This is a genomic window from Streptomyces sp. SAI-170 (assembly GCF_049739565.1).
Classification (GTDB): Bacteria; Actinomycetota; Actinomycetes; order Streptomycetales; family Streptomycetaceae; genus Streptomyces.
In genome coordinates, this window is sequence record NZ_JBMGQD010000001.1 from 5228092 (window position 1) to 5250959 (window position 22868).

The window sequence follows — 22868 nt, forward strand, 5'->3', positions numbered from 1 at the left end:
TTTCTCAGTCGGTGGAGATCGGGAAGGCGTGCGTGTGGATGCGGACGGCCGTCGCGTCAGGCTCTTCGCGGCCCCGGTAGCTGTCGATCAGCGCGTGCATCTTCGCGATGAGCTCCGCTGCCTCGGTGGGGGTCAGTCGCAGCGTGTAGTCGCTCAGGTCGGTGGACTGGGAGGACCACGCCGGAAGCCAGTCGTGGCGGGTGGCGACGAAGGTGGTCATCTCGCGGGCGTGGTTGGCCACCGCTTCGTGCATCAGGACATCCAGGGCGCCCCGGGTGGCGGGGTCGGCGTCGGGCACCAGGCCCTCGTCGAAGCTGATCCCGTCGTCGACCACCCGCCACCAGCGCTCACGGCCCTTGCCGCGCTCCGGGGCGTCCGTCACGAACCCGTGCGCGGCGAGCTGCCGCAGGTGGTAGCTGGTGGCCCCGCTGGACTCGCCGAGGCGCTCGGCGAGCATCGACGCGGTGGCCGGGCCGTGCAGGCGCAGCGCCCGCCGCAACTCCAGCCGCAGGGGATGCGCAAGGCCGCGCAGTGAACGGGCGTCCAGCTGGCGGGTTTTGGGCTTCTCGGGCTCGTCCATGCGTACAAAGGTAGCGTTGCAAAGAAAGCCTTGCAAGGGAGTCTTTGCAACGAACCTTTTGGAACCCGAAAAGCCTCAGCCCTCCTTCACGAACCCCTCGTCCTTCATCCAGTCCAGCGCCACGGCGTGCGGGTCCTCCCCGTCCACGTCCACGCGGGCGTTCAGCTCCTGCGCCACCGCGTTGTCCAGCTTCGCCGTCACCGGGGCCAGCACCTCCGCGATGGCCGGCCACTTCTTGAACGTCTTCGAGTTGATCTCGGGCGCGGCGTTGTAGTTGGGGAAGAACTTCTTGTCGTCCTCCATGACCTCCAGGTGCATCGACTTGATGCGCCCGTCGGTGGTGAAGACCTCTCCGTAGGTGCAACTGCCCTTCTCGGCCTGTGTGTAGATGATCCCGGTGTCCATCTGGGTGATCCGGGACGCCGGTACGTTCATCCCGTACAGCTCCTGCATGCCGCGCAGCCCGTCCGCGCGGTTGGCGAACTCGCTCTCCACGCACAGGGTGACGGCCCCCGGGTCGGACTTCGCCAGCGCGGCCACGTCGGACAGGGTCTTCGTGCCGTACTTCTTGAAGTTGTCCTGGTTCATCGCCAGCGCGTACGTGTTGTTCAGCCGCGAGGGCGGCAGCCAGGTCAGCCCGTTCTTCACATCGGCCTTGCGCACGGCCTCCCACTGCCGCTGCGGGTCGTCGATGGGCTCGCTGTTGCCCAGGTACGTGATCCAGGCCGTGCCCGTGTACTCGTACATGGCGTCCGCGTCGCCCTTGAGGACCGCCTCGCGCCCGCCGATGGAGCCCTGGATGCCGGTCCGGTCCAGGACGTCCGCGCCGGCCGCCTCGAAGGCGATGCCCGTGATCGCGCCGAGGATGAGGCTCTCGGTGAACGACTTGGACGTCACGGTCAGTTGGGCGCCCTTGAGCGGCTCACCCTTCCCGATCGAGCCGGGCCGTACGTCGTCGACCATGGGGGAGCCGCTGGTCAGACCGCAGCCGGGCAGCAGCGCGGCGAGCAGCACGGCCGGCGCGAGGAGTGCGGCCCGCCTCATCGTCCGGCCTCCAGTCCGCGCGGCCGCAGCATCAGTTCGGCCAGCGACGCGAGCCAGTCGACCAGCAGGGCGAGCGCGATGGTCAGGATCGAGCCGAGCACCAGCACGGGCATGCGCTGGTTGGTGATCCCGGCCGTGATCAGCACGCCCAGGCCGCCGCCTCCGCCGAAGGTCGCCAGCGTGGCGGTGCCGACGTTGAGGACGAGCGCCGTACGCACACCGGCCAGGATCAGCGGCACCGCGAGCGGCAGCTCCACCTTCGCCAGCACCCCGAGCTGCGACATCCCGATGCCGCGGGCCGCCTCCAGCAGGGTCGGGTCGTTGGCGCGCAGGCCCGCGATCGTGTTGGACAGCACCGGCAGCACGGCGTAGGCGATCATGCCGATCAGGGCGGCCCTGCGGCCGATGCCCAGCCAGATCACCAGCAGCGCGAGCAGACCGATCGCGGGGGTCGCCTGGCCCATGTTGGCGACGGCCATCACCAGCGGGGTGGCCCGGCGCAGGGCCCCACGGGTCAGCAGGATGCCCAGCGGGACCGCGATGACCAGCACGAAGAACGTCGAGATCACGGTGAGTTGGACGTGCTGCCACAGCGCCTTGGACACCTGCCCGTCGGACAGCGCGTTCTCGGAGATGGTGTCGAGGTCGGCCTGCTGGAACCACAGCCAGGTGGTGAGCAGCACGACGACCAGGAACACCGGCAGAAAGGTCAGCTTCTGCCAGGTGACCCGCCTGCGCTGCGGCGGACTCGGCGGCGGCGTGCGTTCCGCCTCCTGCTCCTGTTCCTCCAGCTCGGGCGTGCTCACGCCTTCCCCTCCCCCGAGAAGCCCTCCTGCTCCGCGTGGGTGCGCTCGGCCCGCGCCTCCTCCAGCTCGTGCTGGTGCTCCATGGCGTCCAGCCGGTCTGCCTCCAGCAGCTCGTGCACGGAGTTCATCAGCGTCTCCATGTCGACGACGCCGGTGTACTCCCCGCGCCGCCCGGTCACCGCCACCCGGCCGGCGTTGTCGGTGAGCACCGCCTCCAGCGCGTCGCGCAGGGTCGCGTCCCGGGTCACCGTGTCGTGCACGAGCGTGCCCGCGCGGGCGAGCGAGCCCTTGGCCCGCATCAGGTCGCCGCGCCGAAGCCACTTGTAGGGGCGGCCGCGCTTGTCGAGCAGCAGGATCTCGTTGGTGCCGCTGGAGCGCAGCATCAGGAAGATCTCCTGCAGCGGAGTGTCCACGGTCACCGTCGGATAGTCGGTGATCTCCACGTCCCGTACGCGGGTGAGGTTGAGCCGCTTCAGGGCCGCTCCGGCGCCGACGAAACCGGAGACGAAATCGTCGGCCGGGTTGGTCAGAATCGCCTCGGGGGTGTCGAACTGAGCGATGTGTGAGCGTTCGCGCAGCACCGCGATCCGGTCGCCCAGTTTGATCGCTTCGTCGAAGTCATGGGTGACGAACACGATCGTCTTGTGCAGTTCGTGCTGCAGCCTGATCAACTCGTCCTGGAGATGGTCACGCGTGATCGGGTCGACCGCACCGAACGGCTCGTCCATCAACAGCACCGGAGGGTCCGCGGCCAGCGCCCTTGCCACCCCGACCCGCTGCTGCTGGCCGCCGGAGAGCTGGCGCGGATAGCGGCCGTGGAACTCGCCCGGGTCCAGGCCCACCAGGTCCAGCAGCTCCTCCACGCGGTCCTTGATGCGGCCCTTGGACCAGCCGATCATCTTCGGCACCAGCGCGATGTTCTGGGCGACGGTCATGTGCGGGAACAGGCCGGCCGACTGGATCGCGTAGCCGACCTTGCGGCGCAGCTTGACCGGATCGATGTCCGTCACGTCCTCACCGTTGATCCGGATGCGACCACTGGACGGCTCGATCAACCTGTTGATCATCTTGAGTGTCGTCGACTTACCGCAGCCGGACGGCCCGACGAAGATGACCGTCTCGCCCGCCTTGATCTCCATGTTGACGTTGTCGACGGACGGCTGCGGATTGCCGGGATACCGCTTGGTGAGGTTCTCCAGCTCGATGGACGCCCCTGATGCACTGGACTCAGACACGGATCCCCCTCGGAATCGTCAGCCGCCCGATCAGGACGTACACGGCGTCGAACAACAGGGCCAGGACGATGATCCCGAGCGTGCCCGCGAGCACCTGGTTGAGCGCGTTCTTGCTGCCCAGGGACGCGATCCCGCGGAAGATCTCGTTGCCGAGGCCGGGCCCGGAGGCGTAGGCGGCGATGGCCGCGATGCCCATCAGCATCTGCGTCGAGACCCGGATGCCGGTCAGGATCGGCGGCCACGCCAGCGGCAGCTCCACCCGGGCCAGCCGCATCAGCCGGGACATCCCGATGCCCTTCGCGGCGTCCACCAGGGACGGATCGACCCCGCGCAGGCCGACGATCGAGTTGCGCACGATCGGCAGCAGCCCGTAGAGGATCAGAGCGATCACCGTCGGCGGCACACCGAGCCCGACGACCGGGATGAGCAGGCCGATCATCGCCAGCGACGGAATGGTCAGCACGGTGGAGGTGGCGATGGTGGCCAGGTTCCCGGCCCAGTCGCTGCGATAGGTGACGACACCGATCAGCACCCCGAGCACGGTCGCCACGACCATGCACTGGAACACGGCGCTGGCGTGCTGGAAGGCGTCCGTGAGCAGTTGCTGGTGGCGGTTGCCGAGGTACTCCCAGAAGTTCAAGCGCGCTCACCCCAAGGTCGGCTCAGATCACTCCCTCCGGTCCTCCGCGGCCTGCTCCACCAGCGGGATGACCCGCAGCGGAACGGGGTTCTCCATGACGATCGCGGTGGAGGCCCGGACGATCCCATCGAAACCGACGACCAGGTCGATCACACGCTGGAGATCGGCGTTCGAGCGGGCCACCAGACGGCACAGCATGTCCCCGCTGCCGGTCGTGGTGTGCAGCTCCAGCACCTCCGGCACGGTCGCCAAGTGCGCCCGCACATCGGCCCCTTGGCCCTGCCGGATCTGCAGCGTGGCGAACGCCGTGACCGGGTAGCCGAGGGCCGCCGGATCGACCTCGGGACCGAAGCCGCGGATGACTCCATTCGACGTAAGCCGGTCCAGGCGCGCCTGCACCGTGCCGCGCGCCACGCCGAGGCGCCGGGACATCTCCAGCACCCCGATGCGCGGCTCGCGCGCCAGCAGCACGATGATCCGGCCGTCCAGATGATCGATCGCCACAAGTCCCTCCGAGGTGGTCATCCTGTACAGAAAGCCCGCCACTACGGCCCGGTCACTGCACAGATTGCCCAGTGAATACGCGAACTATTGCGCACCTTGCAGGTCGGCGCGAGGCTTCGGCTATGACGCAGACCACACACCACACTCCCGACACCGCCCGGCAGGCCGATCCCTTCCCGGTCAAGGGAATGGACGCGGTCGTCTTCGCCGTGGGCAACGCCAAGCAGGCGGCGCACTACTACTCCACCGCCTTCGGCATGAAGCTGGTCGCGTACTCCGGACCGGAGAACGGCAGCCGCGAGACCGCGGCTTACGTGCTGGAGAACGGCTCCGCCCGGTTCGTGCTCACCTCGGTGATCAAGGCCGCCACCCCCTGGGGCCACTTCCTCGCCGAGCACGTGGCCGAGCACGGCGACGGCGTGGTCGACCTCGCCATCGAGGTCCCCGACGCCCGCGCCGCCCACGCCTACGCGATCGAGCACGGCGCCACCTCCGTCGCCGAGCCGTACGAGCTGAAGGACGAGCACGGCACCGTCGTCCTCGCCGCGATCGCCACCTACGGCAAGACCCGCCACACCCTCGTCGACCGCTCCGGCTACGACGGCCCCTACCTGCCCGGCTACGTCGCCGCCAAGCCGATGGTCGAGCCGCCCGCCCAGCGCACCTTCCAGGCCATCGACCACTGCGTCGGCAACGTCGAGCTCGGCAAGATGAACGAGTGGGTCGGCTTCTACAACAAGGTCATGGGCTTCACGAACATGAAGGAGTTCGTGGGCGACGACATCGCCACCGAGTACAGCGCCCTGATGTCCAAGGTCGTCGCCGACGGCACGCTCAAGGTCAAGTTCCCGATCAACGAGCCCGCCATCGCCAAGAAGAAGTCCCAGATCGACGAGTACCTGGAGTTCTACGGCGGCGCCGGCGTCCAGCACATCGCGCTGAACACCAACGACATCGTCGCCACCGTCCGCACCATGCGCGCGGCCGGAGTCCAGTTCCTCGACACCCCGGACTCCTACTACGACACCCTCGGCGAGTGGGTCGGCGACACCCGCGTACCGGTCGACACCCTGCGCGAGCTGAAGATCCTCGCCGACCGCGACGAGGACGGCTACCTGCTGCAGATCTTCACCAAGCCGGTCCAGGACCGCCCGACGGTGTTCTTCGAGCTCATCGAGCGGCACGGCTCCATGGGCTTCGGCAAGGGCAACTTCAAGGCCCTGTTCGAGGCGATCGAGCGCGAGCAGGCCAAGCGCGGCAACCTCTAACGCATCTCGGGCAGCGGTGTCTTCGGTGGCTCGCCGAGCGCGTCCAGCGCCCGGCGGGCCACCGGCGCGTGCAGAGGCGAGAAGTACGGATTGATCCGCAGCGCCTCCTGAAGATGCCGCCGGGCGGGACCGACCATCTCCAGGTCCCGCTCGATCATCGCGCGGTGGAAGGTGTACAGCGCGCTGCGCACCCCGCCCCCGTGCTCCGCGTCCGTCGCCCGTAGGGCGAAGGTGAGCGCCTCCTCGTCCTGCCCGGCCCGGTGCAGCGCCCAGCCCAGCGCGTCCGCCACCGCGATCCCCGGCTGCCGCTGCCACTCCGCCCGCAACCGCCGTACGGCCGCCGCCGGATCCCCGTGGTCCGCCTCCAGCACGCCGAGCACCAGCTCCTCGTCCACCCCGCCCGCGCCGGCCGCCCGCACCCGCTCGCGCAGCAGGTCGTACTGCACCCGCGCCGCCTGCCCCAGCCCCAGCGACTCGTACAACTCGCCCAGCTCCAGCGCGTACTGCGGCACCGGCTGCTTCTCCAGCGCCGCCCGGTAGGCGCTCAGCGCCTCCGTCGTGCGCCCCAGGGCCGCCAGCGCGCGCCCCTGCCCGGCCTGTGCGGCCCGTTGGTCGGGGTCCGTGCGCAGCGCCTCCTGGAAGTGGCTCAGTGCCGCCTCGCGGTCCCCGCGCTCGAACGCCAGCTGCCCGCCCCGCTCAAGCCACGCCGCCCGCTCGGCCGGCGTGCGGGCCGCCGCGGCCGCGTCCGACAGCGCCGCCGCCGCGTCCTCCCGCCAGCCCCGGTCCCGGTACACGGCCGCCGCCCGCGCCTGTACGGCCGGGCCGGAGCGCAGCTCCAGCAGCCGGTCGAGGGCCCGCTTCGCCGCCTTGTGGTCGTTCAGCCCGGTGCACGCCTCGATCAGCGGCCCGTACGCCGTCCAGCGCCGGGCGTCCGCCCTGAGCGCGGCCTCGCTGTAGCCGCGTGCGGTACGGAAATCCCTGCGGGCGTTCGCCAGCACGGCGAGGCCCTCCAGCGCCTGCGCGTTCCTGCGGCCCCGCAGGGAGGTCCGCAGCGCGCGCTCGGCCCGCGGGAACCACTCGGCGTCGGCCAGCCGCCGCCCCTGCTCCACGTACGCCGCCCCGAGCACCGCCCATGACTCGCTGTCCTTCGGATGCCCGCGCAGGTGCGCCTCCCGGTCGGCGATCAGCGCCGCCAGATCGGGCAGCGCGGCCGGCACCCCGGCCGTGACCGCCGTCTGCGCCAACGCGAGCGGCCCCGGCGACCCCGCCGCCCCGTCCCGCCCGTCCGGCGGCAGCGCCATCAGCCATCCGCCGAACCCCAGACACCCCACCAGCGCCCCGACGACCACCCCGTTCGCCAGGCGGACCCGCAGCCGTGCCGCCTTCTCCTCGCTCTCCATGCCGCTCACTGTGCGCCAGTACGACGACCGCACCCGGGCAGCCCAGGGGCGCCGCCCGCGGGGTTCACACCGATGGCCCCGGGTGCCAGGCTGTGATCATGAGCCGTATCGAAGCCGCGCCCGACGAGGCGCAGGGCAACCTCACCGACCGGCTGCGCGCGGGCCTCCCGGCCGAGGCCGTCCTGACCGACCCGGACGTCACCGCGTCCTACGCCCACGACATGGCGAGCTTCTGCCCGGCCGGCGCCCCCGCCGTGGTGGTCCTGCCCCGCACGGTCGAACAGGTCCAGCACGTCATGCGCACCGCGACCGAACTGCGCGTCCCCGTCGTCCCGCAGGGGGCCCGCACGGGCCTGTCCGGCGCGGCCAACGCCTCCGACGGCTGCATCGTCCTGTCCCTCACCAAGATGGACCGCATCCTGGAGATCGACCCGGTCGACCGCATCGCCGTCGTCGAACCGGGCGTCGTCAACGCCGCCCTCTCCCGCGCGGTCGCCGAACACGGCCTGGCCTACCCGCCCGACCCCTCCAGCTGGGAGATGTGCACCATCGGCGGCAACATCGGCACGGCCTCGGGCGGCCTGTGCTGTGTGAAGTACGGCGTGACGGCCGAGTACGTCCTCGGCCTGGACGTCGTACTCGCCGACGGCCGCCTGATGTCCACCGGCCGCCGCACCGCCAAGGGCGTCGCCGGATACGACCTCACCCGCCTGTTCGTGGGCTCGGAGGGCTCGCTGGGCGTCGTCGTCCGGGCCACGCTCGCCCTGAAGCCGCAGCCGCCCCAGCAGCTCGTGCTGGCCGCCGAGTTCGCCTCCGCGGCCGCCGCCTGCGACGCCGTCTGCCGCATCATGGCCGACGGGCACGTCCCGTCCCTCCTCGAACTGATGGACCGTACGACCGTCAAGTCGGTCAACGCCCTCGCCCGCATGGGGCTGCCCGACAGCACCGAGGCGCTGCTGCTCGCCGCGTTCGACAGCCACGACCCGGCCGCCGACCTCGCCGCCGTCGGCGCCCTGTGCGAGGCCGCCGGAGCCACCCAGGTCGTGCCCGCCGACGACCCCGCCGAGTCCGAGCTGCTCCTCAAGGCCCGTCGGCTGTCGCTGACCGCGCTGGAGGCCCTCAAGGGCACGGCGATGGTCGACGACGTGTGCGTACCGCGCTCCAGACTCGGCGACATGCTCGCGGGCGTCGAGCGCATCGCCGACAAGTACGCCCTGACCATCGGCGTCGTCGCCCACGCCGGTGACGGCAACACCCACCCCACCGTCTGCTTCGACGCCACCGACCCCGACGAGTCCCGGCGCGCCCGCGAGTCCTTCGACGAGATCATGGCCCTCGGCCTGGAACTCGGCGGCACCATCACCGGCGAGCACGGCGTCGGCGTCCTGAAGAAGGAATGGCTGGCGCGCGAGATCGGCCCCGTCGGGGTGGAGATGCAGCGGCAGATCAAGCAGGTCTTCGACCCGCTGGGCATCCTCAACCCGGGCAAGGTGTTCTGAACCACCGGGCCGACGGCTCACTCCCCGTCCATCGACTCGTCCGACGGCCACGGGTCGCGCAGCCACAGGTCGTCGGCCGGAGTCGGCGCCAGCAGCTCGGCGAGGCCGTCGTCGATGCCGAGCTGCTCCGCCTCGGAGCCCGGCGGGACCACCCGCAGCGTGCGCTCCAGCCAGGACGACACCTGCGCGGCGGGCGCCTCCAGCAGGGCGTCGCCGTCCGGCGAGCTGAGCGCCATCAGCACGACGCTGCGCCCCGCCACCTTGGTCGGCCACACCCGCACGTCCCCGTGCCCGCAGGGCCGGAAGACGCCCTCCACCAGCAGCTCACGGGCGAAGGTCCAGTGCACCGGGTGCTCGGAGTTGATGTGAAAGGTGATCTGCACCGCGAACGGGTCGTCGGTGCGGTAGCCGAGCCGGGCAGGGACCGGGATGCTGCGCTCGGGCGACAGGATGAGCTTGAGCTCCAGCTCGCGCTCCACGACGGTGTTGTGCATGTCCGTTCCTTCCTCGTACGGGTCTGGCGTACGGGTCTCACGCTGGCCCAGGGGCGGGCCCGTACGAGTGGAGAGCGGGGTGGGCCCGGAGCATTACGCGGGTTCTGAGAAATTTTTTTCCGGGCTGCGTGGAGACGGGGTACGGCGTTGCCCGGAAAGGAGTCGGTCCTGCGGGACGGGCCCTGCCGGTTGCGCGCGTCTGATAGATGTGGAGGCCCCCATACGACCCCCGAGCAGATACGGGACGACGGACATGAGCGCCCCAACCCCGGCCCCCGGTGACGACCGGCCCCGCGAGGGCTACTACCCGGACCCTTCCATTCCCGGATACGTCCGCTACTGGAACGGTTCTGCCTGGGTGCCCGGCACCAGCCGCCCGGCGCCGTCCGACGGCGAGCCGCTCGCACCGCCGCCGGGCATGGCGACGCCGCCGCCCGCCGTGGAGGAGACCGGCCCCCACTTCTTCGACGAGGACCCGCAACCGGAGCAGACTCCGGCCGAGCCGGCCTCCGCGTGGGGCGCCGACCGCAGCCGGCAGTCCGGCTTCGGCGGCGACCAGGACCGCCGTGTCTCCTGGGGCGCCTCGGGCGCCGACCCGCGCGTCCCCGCCGACGCGCCCGACGCCGACAGCGGCAACACCTTCGTCTTCCGCCGCCCGACGGCGGGCGGCGAGCAGCCCCCGGCGGGCCCGGCCGGCAGTCCGGGCGTCACCGGTTCGGGTACGAGTGCCCCCGGCACCGACGGCCCCGGCGGCGGCCCTCGCTTCGCGGGCGGGGCCGGCGGTTCCGGTGCCGCCTCGGCGGGGGCCGGTTCCCGTCCCGGTCCTTCCGACGAGGGGACCATGACCTTCCGGGCCGTCTCCCCGCGCGCGGGAGCACCCGGCTTCGGCGCGGGCAAGGCCGCCGCCGAGCGGGCCGCGGGCCAGGGCCCCACGGGAGCGGCCGCCACTCCGCAGGGCAACGCCCAGGACGGTGCTGCGCCTTCCGGCCCGCAGTCCGCCCCCGCGCCCTCGGCCCCGCAGCCCACCCCGGGCGTTCCCCCGCAGTCGGTGGGCTCGCCGCAGCCCTCCCCGGTGGCGGTCGGCTCCCCGCTCACCACCGGCCCCGGCGGGAGCCAGTCGTCCTGGGCGCAGCAGGTGCACCGCCTCGCGGCCGGGCCGGGGGAGGAGCAGCCCGTCGCGCCCTGGAAGCCGCCCGTGGAGGACATCTTCCAGGCGGCGGCACGCCGGCAGGCCTCGGCCCGCCCGGCGGGGCTCGGCAAGCGGCTGGCGGCCCGGCTGATCGACACCGTCGTCGTCGCGGGCGTCACCGCGGCGGCCGCCGTGCCCCTCGGCACCAAGGCGCTGGACCACGTCCAGGGCAAGATCGACGAGGCCAAGCTGTCCGGGCAGACGGTCACCGTCTGGCTGCTGGACGGCACCACGTCGGCGTACCTCGGCGTCGTGCTGGCCGTCCTGCTGCTGACCGGCGTCCTCTACGAGGCGCTGCCCACCGCCAAGTGGGGCCGCACGCTCGGCAAGCGGGCGCTGGGCCTGGAGGTGCGCGACATCGAGGCGCACGAGCCCCCCGCCTTCGGCGCCGCACTGCGCCGCTGGCTGGTCTACAGCGTCCCCGGCCTGCTCTGCTTCGGCGTGATCGGCGTCCTGTGGGGCCTGTTCGACCGCCCGTGGCGCCAGTGCTGGCACGACAAGGTGGCCCACACCTTCGTGGCCGGGTAGCGACGGACGGCGTAGCACGGACGGCCGGGTAGCCCGGACGGCCGCGCGCCGGATGCGCCGCCGGGGGCCTCGCGGTCCACTCGGGCCATGAGCACCGAACCGCCCCCCGGCTCCGGCGGCCAGCCGCCGGAGGACGACCCGTTCAGGAAGCAGCCCCCGCCCGGTGAGGGCTCGGGCTCGCCGTACGACGTGCCGCCGGGCGGCGGTGGCGCGCAGCCTCCCCCGTACGGCGGTCAGCCCCCGCCCCCCGGGGGCCCGTACGGCGGTGGTGGCCCCTACGGCGGCGGTGACGCCTACGGCGGGGGCGGGTACCCGGCCGACCCGCTGGCCGGCATGCCGCCGCTCGCCGACAGCGGCAGGCGCACCCTCGCGAGGATCGTCGACATGATCCTCGTGGCCGTCGTCGTGTGGCTGCTCACCTGGGGCTTCGGCGTCGACAACTACGACGTGGACGCCGACGACGTCGAGGTCGGCAAGTCCTTCGGGCAGTCGCTGGTCGCGGCTGTCCTCTACATCGCGTACGACACCTTCATGATCGCCAGGACGGGCCAGACGCTCGGCAAGAAGTGGCTCAGGATGCGGGTGGCCAACCTGGAGAACGGCGCGACGCCCTCGGTGCAGGCCACGCTGATCCGCTCGGTGGTGCTGTGGGTGCCGTTCGCGTTCTGCTGCGCCTGTCTGTGGACCGCGATCTGCGGCGGCTGGAGCTTCTTCGACAAGCCCTACAAGCAGGGCCTGCACGACAAGGCGGCCAAGACGGTCGTGGTCAGCACCAACGGCTGAACCAGCGGGAAGAAAAGGGGTGGATCAGGTCGAGCTGCCCCTTTTCGCTTGTCCGTGCCGTCAGTTGTCTGCGGCGACCGACGCCGCCACCGGCTCCTGCTGGGCGGGCGACGGCTGTGTCGCCGCGGCCGGACGCGTCGGCCGCGCGGGCGTGCGCGCCGGCACGGCCAGGGAGACCAGCAGCCCGAGCGTGAGCGCGACGGCGGCGACCACCGCGACACCCGCGGCCGAACCGGCCCCGGACAGCAGCAGCATGGCGAGCGTGGACAGGATCACGGTGCACGAACCGTAGACGAGCTGTGCGGCAGTCGGACGAGGCATGGCAATCGTGTCCTCGGAAGCGGGGGCAAGGCTCACCGCCTGCATGCCCGACCGGAACGGGGGGTAAGCGTGACCTTCCCTACAGGGCCGGTGCACAGGGGGCGCACCGAGTCATGCCGTCCATCAGCTGGACATATGCATGCGCCCGTTGAATATGACGGGAAGTCGGACCCGGCGTTCGCTGAGCGAGGCGGTGGTTCCGCATAGTGCACTTGACCTGCTCAAGTCAAGATCTGTCTTTTCCGCGCAACCTCTAGTCCAATGTCGTCACTTGAACACGCGTTGATCACGCGCGCGGGCGCCCATCCATGACCAGGACCCCTTCCTTCCGTGCGCGCGGACGCGGGGGAGGATCTCAAGTGACCAGCAGACCCTGGACGTTCAGAGCCGCGGCGACCGCCGTTGCGCTCGCTGCGGCCACCGCGACGTTCTCGACGTTCGCCGTGGCCCAGGCCGACTCGGCCGGTGCCCCCAAGGCACCCGCCGCCGACCGCCGGGACCCGGCGGCTCCCAAGGTTCTCGAGCAGGAGCACGACCTCGAGGGCCCGTTCAGCAAGACCCAGGCCGCTCAGCGCGAAGAAGCCCTGAAGCAGGTCATTTCCGGCAAGGCGGAAATCCAGAACCGCGGCGGCTCGCAGGTCGTCGAACTGGAGAGCCGTCGCGGCGACAAGTACGTCGAGCTCGGCCGGGAGAAGACCGACAAGATCTTCACCATCCTGGTGGAGTTCGGTGACCAGGTCGACAGCCGCTACGGCGGCACGCCCGGCCCGCTGCACAACAAGATCGAGCAGCCCAACCGCGCCGAGGACAACAGCACGGCCTGGCAGGCGGACTACAGCCGCGAGCACTTCCAGGACCTGTACTTCGGCCACGGCACCGCCTCGATGAAGACCTACTACGAGAAGCAGTCCTCGGGCCGCTACTCGGTCGAGGGCGAGGTGCAGGACTGGGTCAAGGTCCCGTACAACGAGGCCCGTTACGGCTCCAACGCCTGCGACCCGGACAACTGCGCCTGGTTCGCGGTGCAGGACGGCGTCAACGCGTGGGTCGCCGGCCAGAAGGCCGCCGGCAAGACCGACGCCGAGATCAAGGCGAAGCTGGCCGGCTACGACCAGTGGGACCGCTACGACCACGACAACGACGGCAACTTCAACGAGGCCGACGGCTACATCGACCACTTCCAGATCGTCCACGCCGGTGAGGACGAGTCCGCGGGCGGCGGCGCCCAGGGCGAGGACGCGATCTGGGCCCACCGCTGGTACGCCTTCGGCACCGACGCCGGCGCCACCGGCCCCGAGGGCAACAAGCTCGGCGGCACGCAGATCGGCTCCACCGGCGTCTGGGTCGGCGACTACACCATCCAGCCGGAGAACGGCGGCCTCGGTGTCTTCGCCCACGAGTACGGCCACGACCTCGGTCTGCCGGACCACTACGACACCCAGGGCGGCGAGAACTCCACCGGGTTCTGGACCCTGATGTCCTCCGGTTCCTGGCTCGGCACGGGCAAGGACACCATCGGTGACATGCCCGGCGACATGACCGCCTGGGACAAGCTGCAGCTCGGCTGGCTCGACTTCGAGACCGCCACGGCCGGCAAGAACTCCCGCCACAAGCTGGGCGTCGCCGAGTACAACAACCGCAACGCCCAGGCGCTCGTGGTGAAGCTGCCCAAGAAGGCCGTCACCACCGAGATCGTCCCCCCGGCCGGCGGCACCAAGCAGTGGTGGGGCGGTCGCGGCGACGACCTGCGCAACACCCTCACCCGCTCGGTCGACCTCACCGGCAAGACGTCGGCGGCGCTGAACCTCGACGGCTGGTACGAGATCGAGAAGGACTACGACTACCTCTACGCCGAGGTGTCCACCGACGGTGGCACCAACTGGACCGTCCTGGACGGCACGGTGGACGGCCAGCCGATCACCCGTGACGGCAGCGACAAGCCGGCCCTGACCGGCACGGTCGACGGCTGGAAGAAGCTGTCGTACTCCCTGGACGCCTACGCGGGCAAGAAGTTCGACCTGCGCTTCCGCTACCAGACGGACGGCGGCACCTCGCTGAAGGGCTTCACCGCCGACAACATCTCCGTCGTCGCCGACGGCACCGCGCTGTTCACGGACAACGCCGAGACCGACGACGCCGGTTGGGCGAAGAAGGGCTTCGACCGCGTCGGCGCCTCCTTCACCGCGCAGTACGACCAGTTCTACATCGCGGAGAACCGCCAGTACGTGTCGTACGACAAGACCCTCAAGGTCGGCCCGTACAACTTCGGCTTCGCCTCGAAGCCGTCCTGGGTGGAGCACTACCCGTACCAGAACGGTCTGCTGATCTGGAAGTGGGACACCTCGCAGACGGACAACAACACCAGCCAGCACCCCGGTGCCGGTCTGCTGCTGCCCATCGACGCCCACCCGGCCCAGCTGAAGTGGTCCGACGGCACCCTGATGCGTGCCCGCATGCAGTCCTACGACTCGCCGTTCAGCCTCTACCCGACCGACAGCATCACGCTGCACAAGGCGGACAAGGCGACCACCGTCCCGTCGCTGAAGGGTGTGTCGATCTTCAACGACCACCTGCACAGCTACTACGACGTGAACAACCCGCGCGTGGGTGTCAAGATCACTGACACCAACACCAAGATCCGGATCCTCAAGGAGGCCACGAACGGCTCCTCGATCCTGCTCCAGGTGTCGCCCGCGGTGAAGTAAACCGCATCTCTGCAGGTCACAGGCGTATCGGCGGTAACCCCTGGCGGGTTGCCGCCGATCGTGTTTAGGTGCGTGCTGTGGATTTCTTATTGACACCGGTGCGCACGGGGGTGTGACTGCATGGCCGCAGGAGGTTTCTGCAAGCTGCCGAACGGCAGCGTGGTGGTGGCGCTGAACCTGCCCAGCCCCGCCGCCGAGGGCTCCGCCGCGGTGCGGGTCCTCGTCCTCGCCCAGAACCGGGCGCGCGCCCTGACCAGGCTGCGCAATCTGGGCCTGAGGGCGGTCTACCTGCGCGGCAACGCGGCCCCGCCGACCCCGGACGAGATCACGGCCGTCCTGCACCACCCGGACGGCCTCATATGGCGCACCGCCCCCGACAACGGTGTCACCGTCGTCGGCGAGCTCTGGCACCCCATCCGCAGCCTGCTCAGACGCCCGGCCGGGCCTCTGCAGCAGCCCGCGGGCGGCCCCATGGTCAGCTGACGACCGGCTTGCCCGTCAGTTCCACCCCGGCCGCGCGCAGCTCCTCCAGGGCGCGGCCGGTGCTCTCCTCGGCGACGCCGGCCGTCAGGTCGAGCAGCACCTGGGTGCGGAAGCCCTCGCGGGCCGCGTCCAGGGCGGTGGCCCGTACGCAGTGGTCGGTGGCGATGCCGACGACGTCCACCTCGTCGATCTCCCGCGCTCTGAGCCAGTCGGCCAGCGAGGTGCCGTTCTCGTCGGTGCCCTCGAAGCCGCTGTAGGCCGCGGAGTACGCGCCCTTGTCGAACACGGCGTCGATCGCGCCCGAGGCGACGGCCGGCGCGAAGTTCGGGTGGAAGCCGACGCCCTCCGTGCCCGCCACACAGTGCGCGGGCCAGGAGTGCGCGTAGTCAGGGTTGTCGGCGAAATGGCCGCCGGGCGCGATGTGGTGGTCACGCGTGGCCACCACATGCCGGTAGCCGGCCGGAGCCTGTCCGATCAGCTCGGTGATGGCCGCCGCCACATCGGCACCCCCGGCCACCGCGAGGCTGCCCCCTTCGCAGAAGTCGTTCTGCACATCGACGACGATCAAGGCGCGACGCATGGTGGATGTCCTTCGACGAACGGCCGGAAACAAGCAAGCCTAGTGATTCGAGGCGGCCAAGGGGAGAGGGCCTTCACACGGTCTCAGCGCACATACTCGGTAGGAAGCACGGGTTCCCCCCGGGACAGCTGCGTAGCCGACAACGGCAACCCGTCCCGGGCGGCCACATGCCGGTCCCGTACGACGTCCAGCGGCTCACGAGCCACCACAGCGCCCCCCTTGATCAGCTCGACCAAGAGCTGCCGGTCCGCCAGCTCCGCCGGGACGGCCCCCGTGCCGACGACCTCCGCCTCGGCGACCCCGTCGGCGTCGACCCTCCGGGCCGCCCACTTGCGCCCGCCGATGGACGTCTTGCCGCCGGACGCCTTCTTGGCCACCGGCACCAGCGGCGCCTTGGGATCGCCCGACTCCGCCCGCGCGACCAGCTTGTACACCATCGAGCAGGTCGGATGCCCGGACCCGGTCACCAGCTGCGTACCGACGCCGTACGCGTCCACCGGAGCCGCCGCCAGCGACGCGATCGCGTACTCGTCGAGGTCGGACGTCACGATGATCTTCGTGTTCGTCGCGCCCAGCTCGTCCAGCTGCTGGCGCACCCGGTGCGCGACCAGCAGCAGGTCACCGGAGTCGATGCGCACCGCGCCCAGCTCGGGCCCGGCGACCTCGACCGCCGTACGGACCGCCTCGGCGACGTCGTACGTGTCCACCAGCAGGGTCGTGCCGCGGCCCATGGAGTCCACCTGGGCCCGGAAGGCGTCGCGCTCGCGGTCGTGCAGCAGGGTGAAGGCGTGCGCGGAGGTGCCGACGGTCGGGATGCCGTAGCGGAAGCCCGCGGCGAGGTCGGAGGTGGAGGCGAAGCCGCCGACGTAGGCGGCGCGGGCGGCGGCGACGGCGGACAGCTCGTGGGTGCGGCGGGCGCCCATCTCGATCAGCGGGCGGTCACCCGCGGCCGAGGACATCCGGGAGGCGGCAGCGGCGATCGCCGAGTCGTGGTTGAGGATCGACAGGACGACCGTCTCCAGGAGCACGCACTCGGCGAAGGAGCCCTCGACCCGCATGATCGGCGAGCCGGGGAAGTACACCTCGCCCTCCGGGTAGCCCCAGATGTCACCCGAGAAGCGGTAACCGGCCAGCCATTCCAAGGTCTCCTCGCCGACGATCCCGCGCTCACGGAGGAACGCGAGGACGCCCGCGTCGAAGCGGAAGTTCTCGACGGCGTCCAGGACCCGCCCGGTGCCCGCCACGACGCCGTAGCGGCGGCCCTCGGGCAGCCTGCGCGTGAAGACCTCGAAGACCGACCTGCGGTCCGCGGTCCCGGCCCGCAGGGCGGCCTGGAGCATGGTCAGCTCGTACTGGTCCGTGAAGAGCGCCGTCGAGGGAACATCCACCGGCAGCCCAAGGTCCGCTACGCCCACGACAGCTCTCCTCGTCATCTCGTGGCCGGTCCCGGAAGGTCGGCCGGGGGTCTGGGGGTTGTCCCCCAGGGGATGCAGCATGCGGGGCATGCTACCCCCATTTCGTCAGTGTGACGATTTATCGCGGGCATGGCAGCATGGGACTGTGACGTCAGCCGCTCCCATCGAGATCGAACGCACCGAGTCGGCGGAGGAGGTCTCTGCCGTACCGGAGCCCGACGTCCCCTGGGTCACGATCGTCCACAACGACCCGGTCAACCTCATGAGCTATGTGACGTACGTCTTCCAGACGTACTTCGGCTACTCCAAGGACAAGGCCACCAAGCTCATGCTCGACGTCCACCACAAGGGCCGGGCGGTCGTCTCCAGCGGGAGCCGCGAGGAGATGGAGCGCGACGTGCAGGCCATGCACGGCTACGGACTGTGGGCCACCCTCCAGCAGGACCGGAAGTAGACGACCTCCCCGATGCCTGGCACCTTCGAACCGATCCCCGGCGGCGGCGCGGCCGTTGCCCTCGACGACGTCGAGATCTCCATCATCCGGTCGCTGGCCGTGCAGCTCCTGGAGCTGATCGGCCCCGGCCCCGCCGAGGACGACGACGCCGACCCGCTCGCCGAGCTGTTCGCCGAGGGGCCCAGCGAGCCCCCGTCCGACCCGGTGCTGCGCCGGCTGTTCCCGGACGCCTACAGCGACCCCGAGGCGCCGGGCGAGGACGAGGAGCAGCGGGCCCACTCCGCCGAGTTCCGCCGCTACACCGAGAACGACCTGCGGGCAGGCAAGCGGGAGAACGCCCTCGCGGTGATCCGGTCGCTGGACGCGCTGAACCTCGTCGGCGACGGCGGGGCCGTGCTGAAGCTGTCGCCGGAGGAGTCCCGGCAGTGGCTGGGCGCGCTCAACGACCTGCGCCTCGCGATCGGCTCCCGGCTGGACATCACCGACGAGGACGACACCGACCTGCTCTACCGGCTGCCCGACGAGGACCCGCGCAAGCCGATGGTGATGGCCTACCTCTGGCTGGGCGGGCTGCAGGAGACCCTCGTCTCCACCCTGATGCCCTGACCGTCCGGGTGTGACCTGCGTTGCGTTCGCTCAGCGGACGCTCAGATCCGGATAACGATCCCGTCAAACGGACGGACACTTACGCCCCGTTTATGTCCGGTTGGTCCGCTTCTTCCTGTGTAGTACGTCACAAGCGGCCCGGGCGATCAATGTTGCGGCCGTGATAAATCTTCACGACCGCCCGGCGAACACCACCCTTGTTCCGCCGGGTGCGCCACCGAGCCGGCGACCGCCGGCCAGGCATTGGGCAGGCCCGCACAGTCTGCTCAGCTCCATCAATCCGGGGGGATCGAGACCCGATCCGAGGCCGACGAGAGGCCTTTGATCGGCATGGAGAAAGGCGCACTACACATGACCTCTGAGAAGGTCACCGAGGTTCCTGAAGAGGGCTACGAGCGAGGGCTCGGCAGCCGTCAGGTCCAGATGATCGCGATCGGCGGCGCCATCGGCGTCGGCCTGTTCCTGGGAGCCGGGGCGAACATCGCCAAGGCCGGTCCCAGTCTCATCCTCATGTACGCCCTGGCCGGCGTGATCATCTTCTTCATCATGCGGGCGCTCGGCGAGCTCCTGCTCTACCGCCCCGTCTCGGGCTCCTTCGCGGAGTACTCCCGCGAGTTCCTCGGCCCGTTCTTCGGCTACTTCACCGGCTGGACGTACTGGCTGATGTGGGTCGTCACCGGCATGGCCGAGCTGACGGCCGCCGCGATCTACGTCCACTACTGGTTCCCGGACGTCCCGCAATGGGTCACCGCCCTGGTCTTCCTGGTGATCCTCTTCGGGGTGAACCTGATCTCCGTCAAGCTCTTCGGTGAGCTGGAGTTCTGGTTCTCGATGGTCAAGGTCACGGCCCTCATCGGCATGATCGTGATCGGCCTCGGCGTGCTCACCTTCGGCTTCAGCTCCGCCGGTGACACCGCCGCCGTTTCCAACCTGTGGGAGTTCGACGGCTTCTTCCCCAAGGGCATCGGCTCGTCCCTGATGACCCTGCAGGGCGTCATGTTCGCCTACCTCGCGGTCGAGCTGGTCGGTGTCACGGCCGGCGAGTCGGAGAACCCGGAGAAGACCCTCCCGAAGGCGATCAACACCCTGCCCTGGCGCATCGCGCTGTTCTACGTCGGTGCCCTCACCGTCATCCTGTGCGTGGTGAAGTGGACCGAGTTCGCGGCGGGCGTCAGCCCCTTCGTGAAGGCCTTCGCGGTCATCGGCATCCCGGCCGGCGCCGGCATCGTCAACTTCGTCGTGCTGACCGCCGCCCTGTCCTCCTGCAACTCCGGCATGTACTCCACGGGCCGCATGCTGCGGAACCTGGCCGCGAGCGGCGAGGCCCCCAGGGTCTTCGAGAAGCTGTCCTCGACCAAGACGCCCGCCCTCGGCATCTTCGTCTCGGTCCTCTTCATGGGCATCGGTGTGGTCCTGAACTACATCGTCCCGGAGAAGGCCTTCGGCTACGTCACCTCCGTCGCCACCGGCGCGGGCATCTGGACCTGGCTCATGATCCTCGTCAGCCACGTCCTGTACCGCCGCGCGGTCGACGCGGGCCGGCTGCCGGCCTCCTCCTTCCCGGCGCCGGGCGGCGCGAAGTGCTCCTACGTCGCCATCGCGTTCCTGCTCTTCGTCACGGGCCTCATCGCCTACGACAAGGACTCCCGGGTCAGCCTGTACGTCATGGCCGGCTGGGCCGCCGCCCTCACCATCGGCTGGTTCGTGCTGAAGGCGCGCAACCCGCAGGTCGCCGAGCGCCGCGAGCCGCAGCTCGAGAAGGTCGGCTGACCTTCCCAGGCGTTCCTCCCAGGACGTCCGGCCGCCCGGGGACACTCGTGGAGTCCCCGGGCGGCTGCCGCTCAGGACGTCCGGCATATGGGCCGTTCCGTACCATCCCTCGGTACGGAACGGCCCTTCTGCTTATCCTTTCGGACATGCTGACCATCACCCAGGCCCTCGTCGACCAGATCGTCGCCCACGCGCGCAAGGACCACCCCGACGAGGCGTGCGGCGTCGTCGCGGGCCCGGCGGGCACCGGCCGCCCCGAGCGCTTCATCCCGATGCTGAACGCCGCGATGTCGCCCACGTTCTACGAGTTCGACTCCGGTGATCTCCTCAAGCTCTACCGCGAGATGGACGACCGCGACGAGGAGCCGGTGATCATCTACCACTCCCACACCGCGACCGAGGCATACCCCTCCCGTACGGACATCTCGTACGCCAACGAGCCCGGCGCGCACTACGTCCTGGTGTCCACGGCCGACACCGACGGGCTCGGCGACTTCCAGTTCCGCTCGTACCGGATCGTGGAGGGCGAGGTGACGGAAGAGGAGGTCAGGATCGTGGAGACCTACTGATTCCGTTATCCGGTCAGAAATCATCCAGCATGCGAGATCACACTCCGGGACCCGGGACGGGAATCGATACGATGAGCGCATGGTTCTGAACGACGTGAGCGACAAGACGCCGGGCATGCTGCTCGTGGCGCGGCTGCACGTCGACCTGTGCAGGCTCGCCAGCTCCATCTGTTGACGCTGCCCTGCCGCCGTACGGCCGTGGAGCCGCGGCGCTCACCGCACCACCCCGCATGATCCGCGCCGCCGCGCGCCCACCGACGTCATCCACTCCCGACAGGAGCCCACAGCCATGGCCATCGAGGTCCGCATCCCGACCATCCTCCGCCAGTACACCGACGGTCAGAAGGCGGTGGAGGGCAGCGGTGACACCCTCGCCGACCTGTTCACCGACCTCGAGACCCGGCACGCGGGCATCCACGCCCGCATCGTGGACGGCGAGCAGCTGCGCCGCTTCGTGAACGTCTACCTCAACGACGAGGACGTCCGCTTCCTCGACGGCATCAACACCAAGCTCACGGACGGCGACAGCGTCACGATCCTGCCGGCCGTGGCCGGCGGCATGGCCTGATCAGCGATGCGCTACGACTCTCCGCTGGCCGCGGTGGGCAACACCCCTCTGGTGCGCCTGCCGCGGCTGTCGCCGTCCGCCGACGTCCGCATCTGGGCCAAGCTGGAGGACCGCAACCCCACCGGCTCGGTCAAGGACCGCCCCGCCCTGCACATGATCGAGCAGGCGGAGAAGGACGGCCGTCTGACGCCCGGCTGCACCATCCTGGAGCCGACCTCCGGCAACACGGGCATCTCGCTCGCCATGGCGGCCAAGCTCAAGGGCTACCGCATGGTGTGCGTGATGCCCGAGAACACCTCCCAGGAGCGCCGGGACCTGCTCGGCATGTGGGGCGCGGAGATCATCTCCTCGCCGGCCGCGGGCGGCTCCAACACCGCCGTGCGCGTCGCCAAGGAACTCGCCGCCGAGCACCCCGACTGGGTGATGCTCTACCAGTACGGCAACCCGGACAACGCGGGCGCCCACTACGCGACGACCGGCCCGGAGATCCTCGCGGACCTCCCCTCGATCACCCACTTCGTGGCCGGCCTCGGCACGACGGGCACCCTGATGGGCGTAGGACGGTTCCTCCGGGAGCACAAGCCGGACGTGAAGATCGTCGCCGCCGAGCCGCGCTACGACGACCTGGTGTACGGCCTGCGCAACCTCGACGAGGGCTTCGTCCCCGAGCTCTACGACGCCTCCGTCCTCACCACACGCTTCTCCGTCGGCTCCGCCGACGCGGTGACCCGCACCCGCGAGCTGCTCCAGCAGGAGGGCATCTTCGCCGGCGTCTCCACGGGCGCCGCGCTGCACGCCGCGATCGGCGTCGGCCGCAAGGCCCTCGCCGCCGGCGAGCCGGCGGACATCGTCTTCGTCGTGGCCGACGGAGGCTGGAAGTACCTCTCGACGGGCGTCTACACGGCGGCGACGACGGAGGAAGCGATCGAGACGCTGCAGGGCCAGCTCTGGGCGTGACGCTGACGTGAGGCTGCCCTAGCTCGCAAGGTGACGGACCTGGTCCCAGAGAACCGGGTCCATCACCCCCACCCTCCGGCGGAACTCACACACCGGCACCTCCCGCAGCTCGTCGGTCTCCAGGAAGCTCGCCCGCCCCTGGGCATCGCCGACAGCGCCCGGCGGCAGCGGCACGACCCCGGCCCGCTCGTCACGGAACCGGCTGCTGATCTTCGCCACCGTGGCCCGCCGCCCCCGCACCGCCAGCACCAGACACGGCCGGTCCTTCGCCCCCGGTCCGTCCTCGAAGGGCACGTTCGCCCACCAGATCTCGGCAGGCCGCGGCCGCTCCACGCCCACCGCCCGCCCGGCCCGGCCCCGCCACACCACCGCGGCCGCGACAGCGAGCAGCGCCACCACACCGAGCGCCAGCCACCAGGACGTGTCCATACCGACGAAGGTACCGGCGCACCCACCACCCCGCGCGCCCT

General features: G+C 70.4%; 25 protein-coding genes. 13 read left to right on the plus strand and 12 right to left on the minus strand.

Annotated elements, in window-relative coordinates; translation table 11 throughout:
- Positions 1 to 4 precede the first annotated feature (4 nt).
- The 6 genes from RKD23_RS23385 to RKD23_RS23410 all read right to left on the minus strand — a co-directional run bounded on the left by RKD23_RS23385 (position 5) and on the right by RKD23_RS23410 (position 4809).
- Complete coding sequence (locus RKD23_RS23385) at positions 5 to 580, minus strand: helix-turn-helix domain-containing protein (RefSeq protein ID WP_424855440.1); 576 nt, start codon at positions 578 to 580, stop codon at positions 5 to 7.
- A 75-nt stretch (positions 581 to 655) separates the two neighbouring features.
- Positions 656 to 1624, minus strand: coding sequence for a glycine betaine ABC transporter substrate-binding protein (locus RKD23_RS23390; protein WP_424855441.1), 969 nt, complete (start codon positions 1622 to 1624; stop codon positions 656 to 658).
- Positions 1621 to 2430, minus strand: a complete 810-nt coding sequence (locus RKD23_RS23395; RefSeq protein WP_424855442.1) for an ABC transporter permease — start codon at positions 2428 to 2430, stop codon at positions 1621 to 1623. Before RKD23_RS23395 ends, RKD23_RS23390 begins: the two co-directional genes overlap by 4 nt.
- Entirely contained in the window at positions 2427 to 3665 is a 1239-nt protein-coding gene (locus RKD23_RS23400; RefSeq protein ID WP_424855443.1) for a betaine/proline/choline family ABC transporter ATP-binding protein, read from the minus strand. The genes RKD23_RS23395 and RKD23_RS23400 overlap by 4 nt, the downstream gene beginning before the upstream one ends.
- Entirely contained in the window at positions 3658 to 4305 is a 648-nt protein-coding gene (locus RKD23_RS23405) for an ABC transporter permease (protein WP_404047120.1), read from the minus strand. Before RKD23_RS23405 ends, RKD23_RS23400 begins: the two co-directional genes overlap by 8 nt.
- Before the next feature lie 27 nt (positions 4306 to 4332).
- Positions 4333 to 4809, minus strand: coding sequence for an Lrp/AsnC family transcriptional regulator (locus RKD23_RS23410; RefSeq protein ID WP_404047118.1), 477 nt, complete (start codon positions 4807 to 4809; stop codon positions 4333 to 4335).
- 122 nt (positions 4810 to 4931) lie between these two features.
- Between RKD23_RS23410 and hppD the strand changes: the two genes are divergently transcribed.
- Positions 4932 to 6077, plus strand: coding sequence for a 4-hydroxyphenylpyruvate dioxygenase (gene hppD / locus RKD23_RS23415; protein WP_424855444.1), 1146 nt, complete (start codon positions 4932 to 4934; stop codon positions 6075 to 6077).
- On the opposite strand, the gene RKD23_RS23420 is transcribed toward hppD, so the two are convergent.
- Positions 6074 to 7477, minus strand: a complete 1404-nt coding sequence (locus tag RKD23_RS23420) for a tetratricopeptide repeat protein (RefSeq protein ID WP_424855445.1) — start codon at positions 7475 to 7477, stop codon at positions 6074 to 6076. The genes hppD and RKD23_RS23420 overlap by 4 nt on opposite strands.
- Before the next feature lie 92 nt (positions 7478 to 7569).
- Here RKD23_RS23420 and RKD23_RS23425 point away from each other — a divergent pair, with 92 nt between their 5' ends.
- Positions 7570 to 8976: an FAD-binding oxidoreductase gene (locus tag RKD23_RS23425; protein WP_424855446.1), complete on the plus strand. Its 1407-nt coding sequence runs from the start codon at positions 7570 to 7572 to the stop codon at positions 8974 to 8976.
- A gap of 17 nt (positions 8977 to 8993) precedes the next feature.
- On the opposite strand, the gene RKD23_RS23430 is transcribed toward RKD23_RS23425, so the two are convergent.
- A complete protein-coding gene (locus RKD23_RS23430; RefSeq protein WP_424855447.1) occupies positions 8994 to 9470 on the minus strand; it encodes an SsgA family sporulation/cell division regulator in 477 nt (158 codons plus the stop codon).
- 253 nt (positions 9471 to 9723) lie between these two features.
- Here RKD23_RS23430 and RKD23_RS23435 point away from each other — a divergent pair, with 253 nt between their 5' ends.
- Complete coding sequence (locus RKD23_RS23435) at positions 9724 to 11187, plus strand: RDD family protein (RefSeq protein WP_424855448.1); 1464 nt, start codon at positions 9724 to 9726, stop codon at positions 11185 to 11187.
- Positions 11188 to 11274: 87 nt separating this feature from the next.
- Positions 11275 to 11970, plus strand: coding sequence for an RDD family protein (locus tag RKD23_RS23440; RefSeq protein WP_424855449.1), 696 nt, complete (start codon positions 11275 to 11277; stop codon positions 11968 to 11970).
- 60 nt (positions 11971 to 12030) lie between these two features.
- On the opposite strand, the gene RKD23_RS23445 is transcribed toward RKD23_RS23440, so the two are convergent.
- Complete coding sequence (locus RKD23_RS23445; protein WP_424855450.1) at positions 12031 to 12291, minus strand: hypothetical protein; 261 nt, start codon at positions 12289 to 12291, stop codon at positions 12031 to 12033.
- A 359-nt stretch (positions 12292 to 12650) separates the two neighbouring features.
- Between RKD23_RS23445 and RKD23_RS23450 the strand changes: the two genes are divergently transcribed.
- A complete protein-coding gene (locus RKD23_RS23450) occupies positions 12651 to 14996 on the plus strand; it encodes an immune inhibitor A domain-containing protein (RefSeq protein WP_424855451.1) in 2346 nt (781 codons plus the stop codon).
- A gap of 120 nt (positions 14997 to 15116) precedes the next feature.
- The gene (locus tag RKD23_RS23455) at positions 15117 to 15479 is read left to right on the plus strand and encodes a hypothetical protein (protein ID WP_424855452.1); all 363 of its coding nucleotides are present in this window, start codon (positions 15117 to 15119) and stop codon (positions 15477 to 15479) included.
- Here RKD23_RS23455 and RKD23_RS23460 read toward each other — a convergent pair.
- Entirely contained in the window at positions 15472 to 16059 is a 588-nt protein-coding gene (locus RKD23_RS23460; protein ID WP_404047093.1) for an isochorismatase family protein, read from the minus strand. The genes RKD23_RS23455 and RKD23_RS23460 overlap by 8 nt on opposite strands.
- Before the next feature lie 83 nt (positions 16060 to 16142).
- The gene (locus tag RKD23_RS23465; protein WP_424855453.1) at positions 16143 to 17474 is read right to left on the minus strand and encodes a nicotinate phosphoribosyltransferase; all 1332 of its coding nucleotides are present in this window, start codon (positions 17472 to 17474) and stop codon (positions 16143 to 16145) included.
- 88 nt (positions 17475 to 17562) lie between these two features.
- Between RKD23_RS23465 and clpS the strand changes: the two genes are divergently transcribed.
- From clpS to RKD23_RS23500, 7 genes are all read left to right on the plus strand, one after another.
- Complete coding sequence (gene clpS / locus RKD23_RS23470) at positions 17563 to 17928, plus strand: ATP-dependent Clp protease adapter ClpS (protein WP_404047366.1); 366 nt, start codon at positions 17563 to 17565, stop codon at positions 17926 to 17928.
- Between the two features lie 12 nt (positions 17929 to 17940).
- Positions 17941 to 18534 carry a DUF2017 domain-containing protein gene (locus RKD23_RS23475; protein ID WP_424855454.1) on the plus strand — a complete coding sequence of 198 codons (594 nt, stop codon included), beginning with the start codon at positions 17941 to 17943 and terminating at the stop codon, positions 18532 to 18534.
- Between the two features lie 351 nt (positions 18535 to 18885).
- Positions 18886 to 20304, plus strand: coding sequence for an amino acid permease (locus RKD23_RS23480; RefSeq protein ID WP_424855455.1), 1419 nt, complete (start codon positions 18886 to 18888; stop codon positions 20302 to 20304).
- A 146-nt stretch (positions 20305 to 20450) separates the two neighbouring features.
- Positions 20451 to 20873: a Mov34/MPN/PAD-1 family protein gene (locus tag RKD23_RS23485; RefSeq protein WP_404047082.1), complete on the plus strand. Its 423-nt coding sequence runs from the start codon at positions 20451 to 20453 to the stop codon at positions 20871 to 20873.
- A 79-nt stretch (positions 20874 to 20952) separates the two neighbouring features.
- Positions 20953 to 21048, plus strand: a complete 96-nt coding sequence (locus RKD23_RS23490; protein WP_343234080.1) for a putative leader peptide — start codon at positions 20953 to 20955, stop codon at positions 21046 to 21048.
- A 114-nt stretch (positions 21049 to 21162) separates the two neighbouring features.
- Positions 21163 to 21441, plus strand: coding sequence for a MoaD/ThiS family protein (locus tag RKD23_RS23495; RefSeq protein WP_404047079.1), 279 nt, complete (start codon positions 21163 to 21165; stop codon positions 21439 to 21441).
- 6 nt (positions 21442 to 21447) lie between these two features.
- A complete protein-coding gene (locus RKD23_RS23500) occupies positions 21448 to 22398 on the plus strand; it encodes a PLP-dependent cysteine synthase family protein (RefSeq protein WP_404047076.1) in 951 nt (316 codons plus the stop codon).
- 18 nt (positions 22399 to 22416) lie between these two features.
- On the opposite strand, the gene RKD23_RS23505 is transcribed toward RKD23_RS23500, so the two are convergent.
- Complete coding sequence (locus tag RKD23_RS23505) at positions 22417 to 22827, minus strand: type II toxin-antitoxin system PemK/MazF family toxin (RefSeq protein WP_424855456.1); 411 nt, start codon at positions 22825 to 22827, stop codon at positions 22417 to 22419.
- Positions 22828 to 22868 lie beyond the last annotated feature (41 nt).